The following is a 19,219-nucleotide window of genomic DNA, read 5'->3' on the forward strand; positions in this document are numbered from 1 at the left end:
CTATGCCAACAACAATCTGGCCCCACATTCCGCTTCATCCGGAATTTGATTATAATTTACTCAACTGTAGACCACTAATCCACACAAAGTAAATGGTTTTAGTCCTTACAGGAAGAGCCAGTCAGGCCAGAAGCAGAAGATTTTTTGCCTGCTGTAAGAGCATGACTAATGCCGACAAGGCATAAATACTGGCTTTTCAGACCTGACAACCACATATCTGCCCCAGCCCCCTGTTCACCCTGATCCAGAAACTGAACCTGCTTTAAAGCTTGTGGTAGCTCGGACCCACTTTCCTGCCCCCGTATCCGCTTAATCATGCTGTAAACCTTGTGATAGAATGCGCCGCTTTCCTGCACCGGCCGCCACTTTGGCTGCCCTGACTGAATTCAACGAGGATGACCCGATGACCGTAGCGGTTGGTATCATCATGGGCTCTAAGAGCGACTGGCCCACCATGCAACACGCAGCAGATATGCTGGATAAACTGGGCGTGGCCTACGAAGTAAAAGTGGTGTCTGCCCACCGCACCCCGGATCTGCTGTTTGATTACGCCAAAACCGCTCAGGGCCGCGGCATTAAAGTCATCATCGCCGGTGCCGGTGGCGCTGCTCACCTGCCGGGTATGTGTGCCTCCCAGACCTCGTTGCCGGTACTCGGCGTGCCGGTTAAATCCCGCGCCCTGAGCGGCCTGGACTCGCTGCTGTCCATCGTGCAGATGCCTGGTGGTGTTGCCGTTGGAACTCTGGCCATCGGTGATGCCGGTGCGAAAAACGCCGGTCTGCTGGCCGCCCAGATTCTGGCCACCAGCGACAACGACCTGCTGGCCAAAATCGACGCCTTCCGCGCCGAACAGACCGACAGCGTGCTGGCCGAACCCGATCCGCGCACCGCACTGTAAGCGTTAACGACCTATCCGGGCCCGGTACTGCCGGGCCCGACTTTTCTGAGAGTGAAGAAGCATGAAAATCGGTATTTTAGGTAACGGCCAGCTGGGCCAGATGCTGTCTGACAGTGTGCAGGACATCAGCGATATTGACGTATCGCTGTACGATCTGCGTGCCCACAGCGACGAAGCTCTGGATGCGTTTCTCGCCAGCGTTGAGCGCGTATCGTTCGAAACCGAAAATATCCCGGCACACATCGTTGCCCGTCTGGAAAGCGTTGCCGACAAGCTGTATCCCAGCCTGAAAGCACTGAAAACCTTCCAGAACCGTCTGCTGGAAAAAACTGCCCTTCGTGCCGCCGGCATCGACACCGCCGATTTCTGTGCCGTTAATTCACTCGACGATCTGCACGCCGCAGTAGAACAGCTGGGCCTGCCTATCGTGCTGAAAACCACCACCGAAGGTTACGACGGTAAAGGTCAGTATGTGCTGCGCAGTCCGGCTGATGCCGAACCGGCCTGGGCTGCCATTGGCGGACGTGAACTGATCGCCGAAGCCTTTGTCAGCTTTGAGCGTGAAACCTCCGTCATCGCCAGCCGCGACGTTAACGGCAATATGGTGATCTGGCCGATGACCGAAAACGTACACCACGAAGGCATTCTGCGTTACTCGCTGTTCCCGGCCGCCGACCTTAGTGCCGAAAAAGCGCAACAGGCCGAGCGCTATATCCGCCAGCTGGCCGACAGCCTCGACTACGTGGGAACCATCACGCTGGAACTGTTCGACACCGCAAACGGCCTGGTCGCCAACGAAGTGGCACCGCGCGTACACAACTCCGGCCACTGGTCGATTGAAGGCGCCACCACCAGCCAGTTCCGCAACCATATGCTGGCCATTGCCGGTCGCGCCCTGGGCGATACTACCGCCAAATACCCGGCCGTTGCCATGCTTAACGTCATCAGCGATGAAACCCCGGCCGAAAAAGCCGCCACTATCGGCAACGCCTTCCGCCACTCCTATGGCAAAGAAGCGCGCCCGGCGCGTAAGCTCGGCCACGTTACCGTGGTTGCCGCCGACGTTAACGAACGCGATAACACCATCGACCAACTGGCAGATTTAATTCCTGCCGGTGTATGGCAACGCTGAGGAATTATTATGGCCAAGTCATTACAGGAACAGCTGCTCGCCGCCGGTTTAATCGACAAGCAGAAAGCGAAAAAAGCCGCTAAAGAACTGAAAAAGCAGGATCACCTGCAGCGTACCGGACAAGACAACCAGATCGACGAAGCCAAGGCCAAAGCCGAAGCTGCGCGTAAAGAAAAAGCCGAGCGCGACCGCGAACTGAACCAGAAAAAGGAACAGGAAGCACAGCAAAAAGCCATTGCCGCTCAGGTGCGTCAGCTGGTTACCACCAACGCCATTAAAAGCGAATATGCCGATATTAAATATCAGTTTGTTGATGGCAAAAAAGTAAAATCCATTTACGTTGACCAGGCCATCTGGGACCGCTTAAGCCGCGGCCAGCTGGCGGTTATCGCATTGGATTTACCGGGCGAGAAAAAATACGAAGTACTGCCACTGCAGATTGCTGAGAAAATCCGCCAGCGCAAAGATAATCACTTTATTTATATTGCAGAAAGCACCGCCGATGCGATGGATGAAGATGATCCGTATGCAGCGTATCAGATTCCGGATGATCTGATGTGGTGACACACGATTAAAAAGAAGCCCGCTGATGCGGGCTTTTTTGTGGCTGCTGGTTTGGGTTGCGCTATGACTCCCACGCAGAGCGTGGGAGCAAGATGACATGCCACTTATCAGCCACCGCACCCTACAGTGTTAAGCCGCCTTCGGCGCGCTCCAGGTATCAACGATATACGGATTCAGCAAATGAGACAGTGTCTTTGGTAAAACCATATAGACAGCAAAAACACCCACAATAATACCGGCAACCACGTTGTCGAAATACACAATCAGGGCAAGCAGAAGACTAAGTACAATGATGGATGGCAGGGCTGCCATAATACGCGCTTTCTGCTGACGCTGGTGCGACAAAGCCTCTGGCAGATATTTTTTAATTTCGTTGAGCGCATGGGCTTTCATGGCACGATTCAGGAATTCAAACGAATGATCGTCATCCCCCTGATGAATGGTCAGAACGTCGGAGTTGAATGCACTTTCGATACCGGTGACTTCGTTTAATGGGACCGAGATAAGCTTGGATGCTTTAGCCAGACCTTTCAGTGTTTCAAAATCCGCACCCGACTGGTAAGCATCCTGAACGGCCGCCACTTTCTTTTTATCAATTTTAAACGATTGCAACACGCCATCAGCGACGGCAACCAGATAGCCGTCGTCCACATCCAACCAGCTGTTTTCGGTAAAAAACCCTTCGGGCATTGCGTCTTTGGATTCGCGCACAAAGGTTAACAACAAGAAGAGATACAGCACATAGGCAACAGAGCCACTGACCGGCGCAACCTTGGTCAGCGCCTGCACATGAATATTACGGGCGTTCGATTTCTGAATGTTGGCGACCGTATCGTTGTTCAGATAAGGCTCCTCTTCATCGTAACCGACCGCCACCGCATCCCCTTCGCTGTAACCGAGATAGTCAGATTCAGAAATGGTTGTACTGCCTTCGACGGTCTGATCGCCGGCGTTGAACTGGTAGTACAGCGTGTATACATCACGGGTTTTGGTCTTACCCTTGCGCCCGACGTATTCTTCTTCGGCGTATTCTTTGCTGGTCACCACGGCATCAGCCGGGGTATAGGATTCTTTCCAGGCGGGCTTAAGAGCATCGGCAAAGATGTATTCAAACCCTGCTGTTCCCACCAGGGTAATAACCAGAAAAAGTGCGATGCACAGGCCTCTGACGAAGGATTTCCGTTTTTGCCCCGGTGTTTTGAATTTAGCCATAAAGTCACTTCCTTATTGTGTGAAATTCCACGACATCCGTTCATGGAAACCTGCCTACTACCCCAATGGTTATGGCAGAGATATTGCTACCAGCCGGGAGTCGTCATGTTTGAGTAAGGTATCAGGTATTAATCAGTCTGAACAGTTTGCAGGAAGCCGCACATGCCCGTTTTATCGGGACCAGATCAAGGCGTTAGCCATTCTGCCTGCTGTCAGCCAGCAGCTGGAGCAATCGAATAATAATCTGCACGCCGTTAACCGTCAGAAACCTTATACCCCCGCACCGCATTCACCTGCGCAAACATCAGAGCACCAAGCGTTAACAAGCCATACAGCACCAGCATAAGGACTCCCACGCCTCTCGTTCCTACGCTCCGCGTGGGAATGCAACGGTGCCCGCAAGGTCTCCCACGCAGAGCGTGGGGCCAGATGAAAACTACTCGCTACGATGCATACCTTCAAGCCACACCTGATACCGCTCTTTTGCTCTGTCAGTAATCCGAATGGTTTTACCGGCAACCCATGCCGGGCTGTATCTGCGGTTCAGTATGGCAATATTGATTGTCTCGCCCTGATCCGAGGTACAGCCATCGCCACCCATACAGCGCAGATTCCGCAGCCAGCGCTTGTCCTGAAAGTAATATGAATGCCCGTTACGGGTGAGTTTCACAAGATCAATCAGTACCTCGCCGTTTCCCGGTTCAATATAAGCCAAAAGCTCGCGAATCTTATGTTTCATAGGGATTGTGCTTCATAGCGACTAAGATTTCATATTTGTTTCCAAGTGACAATTCAATCACTGGATTCATTATTCTGCATCCATTAAAGCGGGGGACAACCTCAGTGTGAATTAAAATAGTTATTCTATTTATTTTTAACCTGTCCTTAACGCTTCTTTATAAAAATTCTCGCTTGAAACGCCGAACTTTTGTACGCATATTTTTCATAGGAGATGACGTATTGAACTGAATCATGCGACCAAGAGTCCATTGTTCATACCAAGCAACACCATACAGATCATGATCAGTTAAACCTGAAATAAGTAAAAGTATTTCATTTATCGTAGACTCTAATTCAACAAGCAGATCATCGTATTTCCAGTCACGATACTCTTCGTGAAAATGTTCAGCGAGTAGACCCAGTTGATTCCATTTATAACCCGTTTCAGGGAAATCTACATACTGATTTTTAGATTTAAGGTGATGCCATTTAAGAACAAGTTTCCCCCAACCAATCAAGTAAGCAACCGTATCACTAACGCTAATCATCGTACCCTTAATGTTTCCCTCGACCCCGGATTTACGCGCTTTGCTTTCTGGAATGGAGCGATAATCAGCCATTAGTTTTGGAAATATTGAATTTATGGCCAGTTCCAATTCTTCCTTGTTCTTGGGTACAGAAGACAATAGAGATCTCCATTCACATAACAATCTATTAACGTGCATGCGCATTTATTAGCGGCGGTAGTCAGGCCTTGCACGTAAATTTACAAGCCAAACCCACAAACTGTTGATTTGAATATCAAATAAGCTAACACCGGCCTGAAAAACGAGCAAGCGCGAATAAGCCACTACTCTACAGGCATCGCAGCTATGGATTGCTGTTATAACCGCGCACCGTATTCACCCGCGCAAACACCAGAGCACCCAGCGTTAACAAGCCATACAGCACCAGCATAAAGATCAGTTGTTCAGGGTTTTCGGTGTATTCAAAATGCAGAATCAGGCCGCCACCGATAGCCAGACCAATAATGGATAACAGGGTAATAAACAGCGATGAGTCGGTCAGCTTACGGGTACGGAAGTTGGCGATGGCCATTAACAATGACACCAGTAAAAAGGTAACGCTGCCGAATTCGAGTATTACTTTTAAGCCACCGGCCAGAATCAGCGCCATCGCTAATACCGCCATCATGGCGATGGCCGCCACCGGTATATTATTGCTGCGTTTTTCCAGACTTTTAGGGAAGAAGCCATCACCGGCAATCACCGCAACCTGGCGTGAGGCTCCGAATAAGGTGCCGTTAATGGCACTGCTGGTTGCCAGTACCGCCCCCAGTACCACAATATCGGCGCCGATATGGCCGAGTATTTTTCCTGCTCCGGCGGCCAGTGCGTATTCTTCGTTGGCGATAATATCGGCGGCGGGAATGGCGAGAATGGCGGCCACAGCGATTACCACGTACAAAATGATGGCAATGGCGATGGCGCTGTAAATCGCACGCGAAATATTTTTATCGGGGTTTTCCATTTCTTTTACCGCATTAATCACCAGCTGAAAGCCTTCATAAGCCACAAAGGTAACGGCCGCAACGGTAAGAATATTGAGCCAGGAGAATTCAATCTCCGGATGCACGAGCAGTTCAGTCAGACTGCTTTCGCGGTGCAGCAGTAAAATCACGGCAATCAGCAGCAATAAAGCCAGTTTGCTGTACACCATGATGTCTTCGATTTTACCCATGCCGCGCACACTCCAGACATTAACCAGAGTAAAGAGCGCAATCACCCCACAGGCCACGGCTTTACGCAGATCGTCATTACCAGCAAAGCCTGTGCCGCTTAAGGCATAGGAAGAAAAGGTGTAGGCATAGAGGGCAATAGTGCTGATATAACCGAAAATCACATACCAGCCAATCAGCGCGGCGGCCAGTGGCGAGTTGGGAAAGGTACGTTTAAAAAAACCATAGGTCGCGCCTTCATCGCGGTAATACACACCCAGTTTTACGTAAGAATAAGCGGCCAGCGCGGCGATTATACCGCCGGCCATAATCGCCAGAGGCGTATAGGGGCCGATCAGGGCAACGGAAATACCGAGAATAGTAAAAATGCCACCACCCACCATGCCTCCCAGAGCAATGGCGATCAGCTCAGGGAGCCCCAGCGCTTTGCCTTGGCTGCGTACGCTGAACCAGTGGGGTAATTTCATAGGGGCTCCGGGCGGAATATCGGTGATAAATAATAACGGTAACAATGAGCATGACAGGGCGTGAACCCAAGCTGAACTGATGGTGCCCGATAAAAAAGGAATTGTGTTGCAGCAGCACGAATAATCCTATGACTTATATCACTGGGCAAGCATATGAAAAAGCTCTAAGGTAACTCCTCAGCTGCCGCAACAGGACGTTATACCGTGAAAAAACTGCTGATATCCGCTGGCGTTCTTGCCGCTTTAATTGCTGCTTTTATGCTGCGCCCGGCCAAACCCATTGAAGTACGCATGAGCCAAGCCGCTCCGGGGCTGGTCGAAGCACTGGTGTCCAATACCCGCTCCGGCACGATTAAGGCCTGTCAGCGCTCCCGCCTGTCTCTGGCGCTGGGCGGCCAGGTGAATCATTTATACGTTGATCAGGGCGATAAAGTCGAAGCCGGCGCGTTATTGCTGGAATTATGGAACGACGATTTAAAAGCCGCGCTGGAGCAAAGCAAGGCACAGGTGCGCATGGCGGAATTAAATAAAGCCTCCGCCTGCCGCCAGGCCCAGGCCGATGAGCGCGAAGTAAAACGCCAGCGTGAATTATTCAAAAAACAGCTGGCCTCGGCCGAACAGCTCGACCGGGTAGAAACCAGTGCCGAAATTACCCGTTTAAGCTGCCAGCAGAATGAAGCCCAGGTGCAGAATGCCAAAGCCAGCGTGGCGGTGCAGCAGGCACGCTTGGCGCAGACACAATTGCGCGCGCCGTTCGCCGGTATTGTTGCCGAAGTGAATGGCGAAGTCGGTGAATACGCCACCCCTTCTCCGCCAGGTGTTGCCACACCACCCGCCATTGATCTGATCGACGAGCGCTGCCTGTATGTGCGCGCACCGATCGACGAAGTGGACGCTTCGGTCATCCGTGTCGGTATGGATGCACGGGTTACGCTCGATGCCTTCCGCGATCAGGCCTTTACCGGCAAGGTCAGCCGCATTGCCCCTTACGTGGAAGATAAAGAAAAGCAGGCACGCACCGTGAATGTGGATGTCACCTTAAATACCCTGCCCGACGATGTGCAGCTGCTGGTTGGTTACAGCGCCGATATTGAAGTGATTACCGCCGCCAGTGAACAGACCCTGCGTATTCCCAGCGAAGCGTTGCTGGAAGGTAATCATGTGCTGACCCTGGCCGCTGACGGTAAAACCCTGCAGAAAAAAGCGCTGACCCTGGGCCTGAGTAACTGGACCTGGACCGAAGTAAAAGAAGGCTTAGAAGCTGACCAGCCGGTATTGCTATCGCTTGATAATCCGGCGGCGGTCGATGGTGCCGAAGTGCGTGTATTAAATGAGATGGATGCGCTGCACACCGACAAGGCTGCCAAGCCATGAAAGAGGCTGCCATGAAAGCGGCTGGCATAAATCCCGCAGCCGATGCCCTGATCCGCGTGCAGGGGGTGAATAAAACCTTCCTGCTCGGTGATGAGCCGGTACACGCGCTGAATAATATTGGCCTGAGCATTCAGGCCGGTGAGTATTTATCGGTGATGGGGCCATCCGGTTCCGGTAAATCCACCCTGCTGAATATGCTCGGCCTGCTGGATGTACCGGATAACGGTCAGTACTGGCTGAACGGTGCCGATACCGTGCCCATGAGTGAAGAACAGCGCGCAGCTTATCGCCGCAGCCATATCGGCTTTGTTTTTCAATCGTACCATTTAATTCCGCGTTTAAGTGCCAGCGAAAATATCGAGCTGCCGTTAATTCTGGCCGGTATTGCTCCGGCAGAACGCAAACGCCGGCTGGCACCGGTGATTGAGCGTCTGGGCCTTGGTAGTCGCGCCGGGCATTTACCCAATCAGTTATCCGGCGGCCAGCGTCAGCGGGTGGCCATTGGCCGCGCCATTATTATGAAACCGCGCCTGCTGCTCGCTGATGAACCAACCGGCAACCTCGATAGCCAATCCGGTGCTGAAGTTGTACAACTGCTGGAAGAGCTGAATGCCGACGGCATTACCTTAATTGTGGTTACCCACGACGCCGATCTGGGCCGCCGCGCCAGCCGCCGTATCCGCATGGTGGATGGCGTGATCGTAAGCGATGACCGCACGTCTTCTTCAGACGCTCAAAGCCGTACAGATCAGAGCGACGCGCCATGATCCGCACCCGCGACCAGCTTAATTTCAGCATCCGCGCCCTGCTGCGCCAGCGTTTCCGCACGCTGATGCAGCTGATTGCGATGTCGATTGGTGTGCTGGCGGTAGTGCTGTTAACCGGCCTCGGTGAAGGCGCGCGCCAGTATGTGCTGGGCGAGTTTTCGGTACTGGGAAAAGATATTCTGATTATGCTGCCGGGACGCAAAGAAACCTCCGGCGGCATGCCCCCCATGACCGGCGAAGGCACCCGCGATATTACCCTGCAGGATGCCCAGAGCCTGCTGCGCCTGCCCGAAGTAGAGCGCATTGCGCCCCTAGTGGTCGGTAATGCCGAAATCTCACGCGGCGCACGCAGCCGTGAAACTCTGGTGCTGGGCACCAACAATGCTTTCTTTGATATCCGCCATATTCAGCTGGCGCGCGGCCAGATTCTGCCCGACCTGCCCCTCGATCAGCCGAGCCCGGTCTGTGTTATCGGCACCACATTAAAACAGGAACTGTTTGCTGCCGAACCGGCACTTGGCCAGTGGGTTGGCATCGACACTTACCGCTGCCGGGTAATTGGTATTCTGGCCGATACCGGCACCGGCCTCGGCATGAATATGAGCGAAGCGCTGATCATGCCGGTAGCCAGCAGCATGCAGCTGTTTAATACCGAAGGCGTGTTCCGGGTGATGATTGATGTGCGCTCGGCGATGGGCATGGGCGTGTTAAGCCGCCAGATCGAAGACATTATGCGCGAGCGCCATGACGGCCAGCTCGACGTCACCCTGATTACTCCCGACTCCCTGCTGAAAGCCTTCGACAGCATTCTCTCGGTGCTGACCTTTGCCATTGCCGGTATCGGCGCCATCAGCCTGTTTGTCGCCGGCGTACTGATTATGAATATGACGTTAATTACCGTATCGCAGCGCACCGCAGAAATCGGCCTGCTGAAAGCGCTGGGGGCTTCCAGCCGCGAAGTACGCCAGCTGTTCGTGACCGAAGCGGTGATGCTGTCGCTGTTTGGTGCCCTGCTTGGCACCCTGCTGGCAGAAATTCTGTTATGGCTGGTACGCATGCAGTATCCGGAAATTCCCTTTGCCGCACCGCTCTGGGCGACGGCCGCCGCGGGCGCTATCGCCGTAGGTTGCGGCTTTCTGTTTTCCTGGATTCCCGCCAGCCGCGCCGCTCATATGGCACCGGTAACCGCCCTGCAACATCAGAACGGCAAATAGGAGGCCCAATGCACAGTGCTGACTGGTTACATCTGGTGTTTTCCTCGGTACGTTACAACCCGCTGAAAAGCCTGCTCACCGCGTTGGGCATCGCCATCGGTATTGCCGCCGTTACCCTGCTGACTTCACTGGGCGAAGGCGTACGCATGTATGTGATGGATAACTTCTCGCAGTTCGGCACCCGCATTATTGCCGTCAGTCCGGGCAAAAACGACACCTCCGGTATGGGCGGAGTACTCAACTCGGTACGCCTGCTGACCATGGAAGATTACCGCAGCCTGATTAACCTGCCCTACGCCGAGCACGTGGTCGCCAGCGTGCAGGGCACCGGCCCGATTGAGTTTGGCGAGCGGGTACGCAACACCGATATTTATGGCACCACACCGAGCATGGTGCAGGCCTGGGATTTTCCGCTGGCCAGTGGGCGTTTTCTGCCCGAAGCTCAGGGCGGGAATTCGCGCGCCTTTGTCGTGCTTGGCCATAAGGTCTGGCAGGAATTGTTTAAAGGCAGCAATGCGCTGGGGCAGTTTATCCGCGTTGGTGGTCAGCGCTTTCGCGTGATTGGTGTGATGAAACCCAAAGGCAGCATGCTCGGCTTCGACCTCGACGATATGGTCTACATTCCCGCCGACCGCGCGCTCACGCTGTTTAACCGCGAAGGATTAATGGAAGTGGACGTGGTGTTCTCCGCCGCCACCACCTCAGAAAATATGCGCGAAATTGTGCGCAAACGGCTGATTGAGCGCCACGGCCAGGAAGACTTTACCATCGTCACCCAGGACGAAATGCTGGAAAGCCTGAACAGCATTCTGTCGGTGTTGACCATGGGCGTTGCCGCGCTCGGCTCCATCTCATTACTGGTCGGCGGCGTCGGTATTTTCACCATCATGACCACCAACGTACGCGAGCGCACGCCGGAAATCGGTCTGCTGCGCGCCATTGGCATTTCCCGCCGGCAACTGCTCAGCCTGTTTCTTGGAGAGGCCGTTTTATTATCGGTTATTGGCGCCCTCGCCGGCATGTTTGGCGCCCTCGCCCTGCTCGCCATCACCGGTTTAATAATGCCGGATTTCCCGATACAACCCAGCCCGCTGTACCTGATGATTTCCCTGATTTTTTCCGCACTGATTGGCTTAATGGCCGGCATGGGCCCGGCCTGGCAGGCGGCTAAATTAAGTCCGATTGAGGCGCTGAGGGATGAATAAAGGTGGGATCGCTGATCTCCAGCAGAGTCTGATTCGCCACTCCAAACGGCACGTGCACCATGGCAAGGTCTTTGGCTTTCAGGTGGTCTAATTGATCATCGAAGAAGATATGAGGCTTGAGTACATTCAGAATCCGGCGTTTATCCATGCCGCCGAGAAAGAAGGTTTCATTGGCCTCAACCCCCCAGCTCTTTAATGTGGTAATCACCCGTTCGTGGGCAGGAGCATTGCGGGCGGTAATAATGGCCGTGCGCAGCAAACGCTGATAATCCGGATTTTTAGCACGCAGCCTGTCTTCCAGTTCCTGCAGTTTCGACAACTTACGAAATAAATCCGCCAACAAACCCGGATTATGTTCTTTCTCGGAGTGCAGTGCTTCGTATTCATGGAAGCGCTCTAACCCTTCCTGCTTGAACACGGTTTCAGCTTCATCATCGGCAAGCACGCCGTCAAAGTCGAAAGCGATGCGCAGCTCTTTGTCATCCTGCTGATCGGTTACAGCACCGGGTAACAGTAAGCCCGCAGGCGACCCCGCCGCCACCGCCGAACGCACATCCTCTTCATTACCCGACAAAAACAACGATGCATTAAACGCAGGAATATAGGGGAAAGGAGATGCGCCACCAGTAAAAGCGGCGCGGGAAATATCGAGTCCATAATGAGCAATGGAGCGGAACACGCGCCGCCCTGTCGCGGTGGAATTACGCGACAGCAATACCACCTCCACCGGAGTTTCTTGCGGAAAATGCTGGTTAAAGGCCAGAAAGCGGCGGATAAACGGAAACGCCACTCCCGTGCCCAGCACGGTATTCAGCTGCTCTTCCTGAAACTGCTTATAGGCTGCCGGGCCTTGCTCTCGGAATACCTTGTCAGATTCCGATAAATCAAACAGCGCACTGGAAGATACGGCGATAACGAGCTTATCTTCGATGGGGAATGGCATAGTCTACAAAACCTCTTCCATTTGCATCAGTGCATTGAGACGCTCTTTCACATTGGCCGTCAGTCGCTGAATTCCCAGCACGCGACACAATCCAACCAGATCATTATCCAGCCCTTTAGCTCTGATGATATTTCGTACCTCAGTGTCACAAATCCATTCAGGCTTGGATGCTTCTTCCGGTCGGTTACTTGTCCGGGCATATCGCTCTTTAACTTTCTCACCAATCCCTTCTGGCCACCAGAACTTACCTGTGCTCTCTTCACTCAATTCACAATGAGCAGAGGCGAGCTCATTCACTCGGTCAAGCATTTTTGTTCCTGCACGCTTGAAAGAGTGTGCTCTGGCAATACGCTGTAAAAGCAGTAATTCATGAATTGGGCCTTCTGTATTGATTACCCCTCTAATCATTTCCTGCAAAGAAGCGTCGTAACTGTCTTCATAAAACTGGACAGGCTCAATGGTATAGCCAGAAAAATCCATCACCCTGTAGCTTTCAATAGTTTCAGAATCTGAGTTGTTCTCTAACAGATGCTCGGATACAGAAGCAGCAACCACTCCCGCAATTTGAGTACTAATTGCCCCAGGTTCGCTTTGTGCTTCTTGAGTATCTGAAGACACCACATCACCAGTAGACTTAAGGCCCTTCTGATCCTCTCGGCGTTTGCGATCATCAGCCAAACGCTCGGTGAGTTTGGTGTGAAGCAAGTCGATTTCGTATTTCTGATTTACCCACCAGTTGGTCGACCAGACTCGCACCATGTGCCAACCCAGGCCTTCCAGAACCTGCTGACGAATCTTGTCGCGCTCTCTGGCATAGGCAGAGCTGTGATACATCGCACCATCACACTCAACTCCAGACAAATAAATGCCGGGAATATCCGGATGCACAACACCAAGATCAATCCGATAAGCCGAAACCCCAACCTGGGGATGAACTGTCCAGCCTTTTTGCTGCAAGCCTCTGGCAACCGCCACTTCAAACGGTGATTCAAAGTCTCCCAGCGAGCCATGTACAGCCGCACCAAGCGCAGAAGCGCCACGCTCCGCATACTCGAGAAAATGCTTCAGATCAGCCACTGCCGACGCCTTGGTACGGCCTAGGTTAATCTGATCAGGTGATAGTGTTGAAAACACCACCATTTCAGAGCGTGCCCGCGTCATCGCAACGTTTAACCTGCGCTCGCCACCAGTACGGTTAAGCGGTCCAAAGTTCATTGTCACATGGCCAGATTCATCCGGCCCATACGTTATGCTGAACAGAATCACATCGCGTTCATCACCCTGCACCGATTCCAGATTCTTCACGAAAACCGGTTCCAGCGAATGTTCTTCTGAAAAGGCCCATTCAATCGAAGGATCTGCCGAACGTGCCTTGTCGAGTAAATCTTCGATCAGGCTTTGTTGCTCGGTATTGAAGGTTACAACACCAATCGACTGCCTACGGACGTTTTCATCCGAAGACGTCAGGCGATGCAAAATTTCCTCAACAATCGCCTTCGCTTCACCCTGGTTATGGCGCGCTTTACCTCGCGCATAAAAACCATCAGGTTTAACCAGACGCACCCCTTTGTCCGGATGAACAGGAGCAGGGAACGTCACCAGAGAATTGTCGTAATAACGACTGTTCGAAAATGCGATAAGGCTTTCACGGCGCGAACGGTAATGCAGATTAAGTATGCGGGTTGGAATACTGGCGCCAATCAGCTCATCTAGAATACTTTCCAAATCGCCTTCGTCCAGATCACCATCAGGATCATTATCTGCACGTGCGAAGAAATTGGTCGGTGGCATCTGCTTAGGGTCACCGGCAACAATAACCTGCTTACCACGGGCCAAAGCCCCAACCGCATCCCAAACGGTAATTTGCGATGCCTCATCGAAAATAACGACATCAAAGAGTGACTGCTCTGCCGACAAAAATTGAGCAATCGACAGTGGCGACATCATAAGACAAGGAGCCAATGTCGTTACCGCATCAGGCATCAGCTCCAACATTTCACGCACGGGTTTATGTTTGCTTTTCTTCTGCAACTCGTGACGCAAAATCCCCCAGGAAGAACTCTTTTGTACATCATCCTGATCCGGAATCTGCCCCGATAACTTAGCCGCGATATACTCGGCTGTTAGTTGGCTGAAACGCGTATCCAGCTCCCGGAAAGACTGAATGGCCGCTTCGTGTTCTGCAGACGAGAACGAACTCAGTAAACTGTTTTCACCAATAACGGCTTTCGACCACCATTGACAGTAAGCTGCCTCAAAGGTGTCACGAATATCCCCTGCAGCTATAAGCCCCTGCTCAATACCGGTAACCAGCGAGCCAAGCTGTAGATCAATCGCCTCATTACGCCGGCGAACCCAGGCACACCAATCGCGCAACAACTGTCGCTTACTACTTATGCGCTGGCACCATTCAGAAATAGCCGGCAAAACAGGGACAGAATTGTCCAGGGGTGACCATACCGACGCACCCGCCAATTGTTCGACCTGAGTTTTTAAATCATCGAATCGTGCTAACTCTTCCATGAAAGCCAACACACTGCGCCCTACCGGAGCATCGGCAGCCAACAAATCATTACCATCATATAGCAAGGTTCTGATCCGGCTTCTGCATGCCATCAGCATCTCGGCATCATCGGCCAACTTACCCACAGCAGAGCGGGCACGGGCACCCAATAACTGCAGCTGATTTAATACTTCAGGGTCAGTCTCGTATGATTGCCATCCTTTCAGACCAGCAAGTAAGCTTTCCAGCTGATCAATTTTCTCTGCAGAGAACTTCATCAGCTTCAGTAGTGCAATATCCACATTGAGATCTGGCTTTCCCTGTGCGCCGGCCTGCACCGTCTGCTTAATCAATGCACGCTTGGCAAACCAACGTTTAGGCCACCACATAGCATTGGCATCCTGCCAGCGCTGCTCTAATTGAATGGGATCAAGATTTTGCCAGGCCCGGGCTGCATACTGGCAGCTCAACCCTGCCTGGGCTTTCACATAATCCTTCAACAGCCGGATGACGGTTTCCATCGCCTCCAGACGATCGACCCCATCCGGTTCCAGAGCAAAGGACGATGACTGCCGGTAAGAATCCAGCAATACCTGACCCAACTCCCGTAATGCCTGCAAACGCTCAAATTCCCGAACCCGAATATCAAGGCCTAATGCGGCTAGCAAATCCGACAAACGCTTATCCAAAGTGATTGCTGAGCGATCGAGCTGCTGAACCTGTGCAATCAACTTCTCTTGCCACTGAGGCGTCCAGTCCGAATGATCAATCGAGGCCAGCTCATGCTGGCACACATCACCAATCGCCAGCGCCTGAACCTGCAGAGTGTCAGCCGCTTCACGTAATCGGTTCAGGTCATCCTGAGTATGCGCATTGGCAGAACTCCAACTGAACTCTGCTTTATCGGCTAAGTCTTTATCACGAATGCTCACGCCCATGGCGTAATGCGGAGTAAGACCATTGGGGTAACGCTGATGCAGACTGTTCACCAACGTATTCAGCCGATCCCGTAACGACTTCAGGCGTAAAGCTTCACTCTGCCATTCTGCCGCCAATGACTTCCCAGCCCGAGCCCAGGACAAGCGTAACTGATCCAACACGTCTGCCTTACGGGCCTTGTTGGAATGTAATTCAAGGCAGAAATTACCCAGACCAATGTCTTTCAGACGTCGATGAACCACTTCCAGTGCTGCCGTTTTCTCTGAAACAAACAACACTTTTTTACCTTTACCCAGCATGTGGGCAATCAGGTTACTGATGGTCTGACTTTTACCCGTACCTGGAGGGCCGATAATGACAAAATCCTTGCCACGGTCAGCAGTTGCAACCGCTGCCATCTGCGAAGAATCCGCAGGCAGCGGTGTCAGTAAGTCCGAAGGTGCATAATCGCGATCAATATGGTCGGCATCGACAAAGCGGATATCGCTTTCGTATGCATCCCTGGGGGTATCGAGCAAATGGCGAACGACCGGATTTTCTCGCAAGGCATCTGCGCGATCGACCAGATCTTTCCACATCAAATACTTAGCAAAAGAAAAATGCCCCAGCACCACCTCTTCAATCACTTCAAAGCCCGGTACATCTTTAATCGCCAGACGCACCTGATGCCATATACCCTCAACATCAACCCCACTGGCATCTTCCGGTAACGTTCCATGCAATCCACGCAACTCAATACCAAAGTCTTTCTTCAGCATTTCCAGCAGCGTGGTGTTGAATCTGGGTTCATCATCGCTGGCAGCGATCTTGATACCACTGCGAACGGATTTACGCTCAAGCGTTACCGGTAACAGAATCAGGGGGGCACGATAGCGCTTCGGATCTTTTTCATTCTGCTTCCATAACAAAAAGCCAATCGCCAGAAACAACGTATTAGAACCACCTTCCTTCAACGACGTCTGGGCTTTGCGATAAATTTCAACAGTCGATTTATCCAGTTCTTCCTGGCTTCTATCAACCAGCAATTGCTTTTTCTGCAACGCATCGCGCGCGTAACTTTCTTTCAGATCGTCACCGCTGCGCTGGCTATAAATCTCTTCGTCCTGATCGGCACCATTCAGCTTTGGAAACGGTGATACCGTTATTCGGGCTCCCGCCGCTAACATATCTTCCAGTTCAGCCGGATTAGCATGTATAAACGACAAACTGCTTTTACCCGGCCGATGATTCAGCAACGGGTTGCGCGCCGATAAATCCAGTAGTTTGCTTTGCCAGCGCTCCATGCGGCCTGCGGCACTATGCGGAATTTCATCCTCGCCGACAGGCACAGTAAACGACGGCAGAAGCGGTGCATCTTCAAACGCAGGCTCAACGGATTCTTCCACCTCACCACTGGTTTCATTATGACGCTGTACAACCAGAGCCAACGGATTGATACGATGGTCACGCGCCCGACGGATATCCACCGCGGCCACAAATTCATCATCTTTGTCCAGCGATACCACTTTGCTGCCGGCTTGCACCGCTTGAGAGAATGGCACTGACGGGTGCTGAGTCACTAATGTCGTTTCTATCAGCACCAGTTCATTCAGAGCCAGCCTCTGCCGTAACAGCTCAGCATCGGTGATCATCACACTGCTGAAATCTTCCGGCTCCAGCCACAGCCCCACCAAGGCATGCCCCTCAGTGAGCACTACAATCGGATTCAAAGCCGCCTGTTCAAATGCCGCAGAAAATAACAGCGTGGTATCCAGGCAGGTGGCCACTTTGCTGTCATCAATGGCACCGGGTGAACGAATCTTCTGGCCATTACATTCAAAACTGGAGGGAGGTAAGGCATAGCCAATTTGCTGATGCACAATAGCCGAATAAATAGCCGATGCCAGCTCCCATACCCGCTGACGGTTACCACCACGATAGCCGTCAATGGAATCCGCTTTACCAGCCTTGCGTAATACCTGACTGGCCTTACCCAGAATACGATCAACAGCCGGATCATTGGGGGTACAAAAAGCCGCCAACAACTCAGGCATATACTGGTTGCCGCCCCACTCGTTGTACGCCAACAACTCCACAGGCAGTACCCGCTCGCACAGAACCTCCTCGTTCTGCGACAACGTAAAGCGTACAGAGCCTTTCATTGACTCGGTTAAACCCAGCAAAAAACCACCATCCAGCTGAATATCACGATCTTTGATATTCAGTTGCGCACCCGCGCTGAGCCGATCAATTGTCCAGCTTTTCTCCGCGACAAAGGCCGGGGATGACTCCATACGCAGTACCAGATTTTCCAGCGCGCATTCTTCATCCAAATTGCCAATAATCAGTTCACGCAGCACCGAAAATGCACTCTGATGGCAGGCAAAATTGATTTTTTCCAGTAATGTGACGTTGATCGCAACGGCAGACCGGTCAGTGAGGCTCATAGATAATCCCTGTAATGAGTAAAGTTAATTCAATTTTTTGGCAGCAGTAGCATAAAAGTTCTGTCAAAATCCGGAGTCACCATTGCTTTTTCAGCCTCATCCAGTTTGTACATTTCATCATCAATCACAACGACTTTTGCAAACTCGGCCCACAGCTCGGCGGTATATTTATCCAGATCATCTACGACCCAACTACTGCCATAATCCAGAGCAATAACCTTGGCGTCATACTTAATATCAACGAAATCCTCAACAGTATGCTGCCCCATATCATAGATCCTCAATGTGAAATCCATGAGGCATTTTCTTTGCGCCTAAGACATACCATCAACATCTAAAATATCGATTTTTCCCGAATCATTATATCTTTAATATCCATATCTATTTCCCTTCAAGAAGTTAATTTTCAAAAAAAATTAACTTGAATAAAGTATGAGGTATTCCGATAAAGATTCATCCAGTCTCAACATAACCAATACTAAAATCAGTACATTAAAACGGAGGAGAATTCGATACCAGCTTTGCAACCAGAGGAGATAGGAATTTACCTGATATTCCGGATAGTTATAGAACAGCTCAACGACATCGAAAAATTCGGCTTTCAAAGTTTCAGCTATTGAGCTAAATACCTTCCTCTCCGCATTACTGCTGGCAACATTCAGATCAGTAGCACCAATCCAGCTAACAAGTGTGTGTAGCTTTGCCTTACTCATCCGTGATCCCCAACACGCCTGAGTGCAATCCCAAGCTTTTCACAAATTATCATCCCTGCTTACACGCGCCTTTTATTGCGAACAAAAGAACACAGAACGGCATATGGGGACAAATAATAACGTAAGATGCTGATAAAACTAAAGATTAAAAACCAGCATTAAATGGGTGCCGCGCGCAGCTCTAAATAAAGAAGCACTCAGAGGAATAGCCAGAAAAATACGGCCCCGGTCAATACATCGCCTTGCTGAATCACACATACAAAAAAGGCCAGTCATTACTGACTGGCCTTTTTACAGGAATTCTGAAAATTGGTCGGGACGGCGGGATTCGAACTCGCGACCCCTTGCACCCCATGCAAGTGCGCTACCAGGCTGCGCTACGCCCCGACACATGTTCAGAAACG

General features: G+C 51.8%; 14 protein-coding genes and 1 tRNA gene. 7 read left to right on the top strand and 8 right to left on the bottom strand.

Features of this window, described 5'->3' with window-relative positions:
- Positions 1 to 403 precede the first annotated feature (403 nt).
- From purE to HUF18_RS00690, 3 genes are all read left to right on the top strand, one after another.
- Positions 404 to 898 carry a 5-(carboxyamino)imidazole ribonucleotide mutase gene (purE, locus tag HUF18_RS00680; protein ID WP_145470314.1) on the top strand — a complete coding sequence of 165 codons (495 nt, stop codon included), beginning with the start codon at positions 404 to 406 and terminating at the stop codon, positions 896 to 898.
- Positions 899 to 959: 61 nt separating this feature from the next.
- On the top strand, positions 960 to 2,030 hold the full coding sequence (locus HUF18_RS00685) for a 5-(carboxyamino)imidazole ribonucleotide synthase (RefSeq protein WP_225690738.1): 1,071 nt from the start codon (positions 960 to 962) through the stop codon (positions 2,028 to 2,030).
- Between the two features lie 9 nt (positions 2,031 to 2,039).
- Positions 2,040 to 2,594 carry a DUF2058 domain-containing protein gene (locus HUF18_RS00690; protein WP_225690739.1) on the top strand — a complete coding sequence of 185 codons (555 nt, stop codon included), beginning with the start codon at positions 2,040 to 2,042 and terminating at the stop codon, positions 2,592 to 2,594.
- A gap of 129 nt (positions 2,595 to 2,723) precedes the next feature.
- On the opposite strand, the gene HUF18_RS00695 is transcribed toward HUF18_RS00690, so the two are convergent.
- From HUF18_RS00695 to HUF18_RS00710, 4 genes are all read right to left on the bottom strand, one after another.
- Positions 2,724 to 3,806 carry a hypothetical protein gene (locus HUF18_RS00695; protein ID WP_225690740.1) on the bottom strand — a complete coding sequence of 361 codons (1,083 nt, stop codon included), beginning with the start codon at positions 3,804 to 3,806 and terminating at the stop codon, positions 2,724 to 2,726.
- 436 nt (positions 3,807 to 4,242) lie between these two features.
- The gene (locus HUF18_RS00700; protein WP_225690741.1) at positions 4,243 to 4,545 is read right to left on the bottom strand and encodes a hypothetical protein; all 303 of its coding nucleotides are present in this window, start codon (positions 4,543 to 4,545) and stop codon (positions 4,243 to 4,245) included.
- A gap of 157 nt (positions 4,546 to 4,702) precedes the next feature.
- Entirely contained in the window at positions 4,703 to 5,212 is a 510-nt protein-coding gene (locus HUF18_RS00705) for a ClbS/DfsB family four-helix bundle protein (protein ID WP_225690743.1), read from the bottom strand.
- Between the two features lie 184 nt (positions 5,213 to 5,396).
- Positions 5,397 to 6,731, bottom strand: a complete 1,335-nt coding sequence (locus HUF18_RS00710; RefSeq protein ID WP_225690745.1) for an APC family permease — start codon at positions 6,729 to 6,731, stop codon at positions 5,397 to 5,399.
- A 204-nt stretch (positions 6,732 to 6,935) separates the two neighbouring features.
- Between HUF18_RS00710 and HUF18_RS00715 the strand changes: the two genes are divergently transcribed.
- From HUF18_RS00715 to HUF18_RS00730, 4 genes are read left to right on the top strand one after another with little or no spacing between them, the layout of a single operon-like run.
- A complete protein-coding gene (locus HUF18_RS00715; protein WP_225690747.1) occupies positions 6,936 to 8,105 on the top strand; it encodes an efflux RND transporter periplasmic adaptor subunit in 1,170 nt (389 codons plus the stop codon).
- On the top strand, positions 8,102 to 8,872 hold the full coding sequence (locus tag HUF18_RS00720) for an ABC transporter ATP-binding protein (RefSeq protein WP_225690749.1): 771 nt from the start codon (positions 8,102 to 8,104) through the stop codon (positions 8,870 to 8,872). The genes HUF18_RS00715 and HUF18_RS00720 overlap by 4 nt, the downstream gene beginning before the upstream one ends.
- Entirely contained in the window at positions 8,869 to 10,086 is a 1,218-nt protein-coding gene (locus tag HUF18_RS00725; protein WP_222428599.1) for an ABC transporter permease, read from the top strand. Before HUF18_RS00720 ends, HUF18_RS00725 begins: the two co-directional genes overlap by 4 nt.
- 8 nt (positions 10,087 to 10,094) lie before the next feature.
- The gene (locus tag HUF18_RS00730) at positions 10,095 to 11,291 is read left to right on the top strand and encodes an ABC transporter permease (protein ID WP_225690751.1); all 1,197 of its coding nucleotides are present in this window, start codon (positions 10,095 to 10,097) and stop codon (positions 11,289 to 11,291) included.
- Here the strand turns inward: HUF18_RS00730 and HUF18_RS00735 are convergent.
- The 4 genes from HUF18_RS00735 to HUF18_RS00750 all read right to left on the bottom strand — a co-directional run bounded on the left by HUF18_RS00735 (position 11,254) and on the right by HUF18_RS00750 (position 19,202).
- Positions 11,254 to 12,234, bottom strand: a complete 981-nt coding sequence (locus HUF18_RS00735) for a 5'-nucleotidase (protein WP_225690753.1) — start codon at positions 12,232 to 12,234, stop codon at positions 11,254 to 11,256. The two genes, HUF18_RS00730 and HUF18_RS00735, sit on opposite strands and share 38 nt — an antisense overlap.
- 3 nt (positions 12,235 to 12,237) lie before the next feature.
- Positions 12,238 to 18,015, bottom strand: a complete 5,778-nt coding sequence (locus HUF18_RS00740) for a DUF3320 domain-containing protein (protein ID WP_225690755.1) — start codon at positions 18,013 to 18,015, stop codon at positions 12,238 to 12,240.
- A gap of 116 nt (positions 18,016 to 18,131) precedes the next feature.
- The gene (locus HUF18_RS00745; protein WP_225690756.1) at positions 18,132 to 18,398 is read right to left on the bottom strand and encodes a hypothetical protein; all 267 of its coding nucleotides are present in this window, start codon (positions 18,396 to 18,398) and stop codon (positions 18,132 to 18,134) included.
- A 727-nt stretch (positions 18,399 to 19,125) separates the two neighbouring features.
- Positions 19,126 to 19,202, bottom strand: a tRNA-Pro gene (locus HUF18_RS00750).
- Between the last annotated feature and the right edge of the window lie 17 nt (positions 19,203 to 19,219).

Origin of the sequence: Thalassolituus sp. ST750PaO-4, assembly GCF_020320405.1 — a bacterium.
GTDB classification, from domain to species: Bacteria; Pseudomonadota; Gammaproteobacteria; order Pseudomonadales; family Oceanobacteraceae; genus Venatoribacter; species Venatoribacter alkanivorans.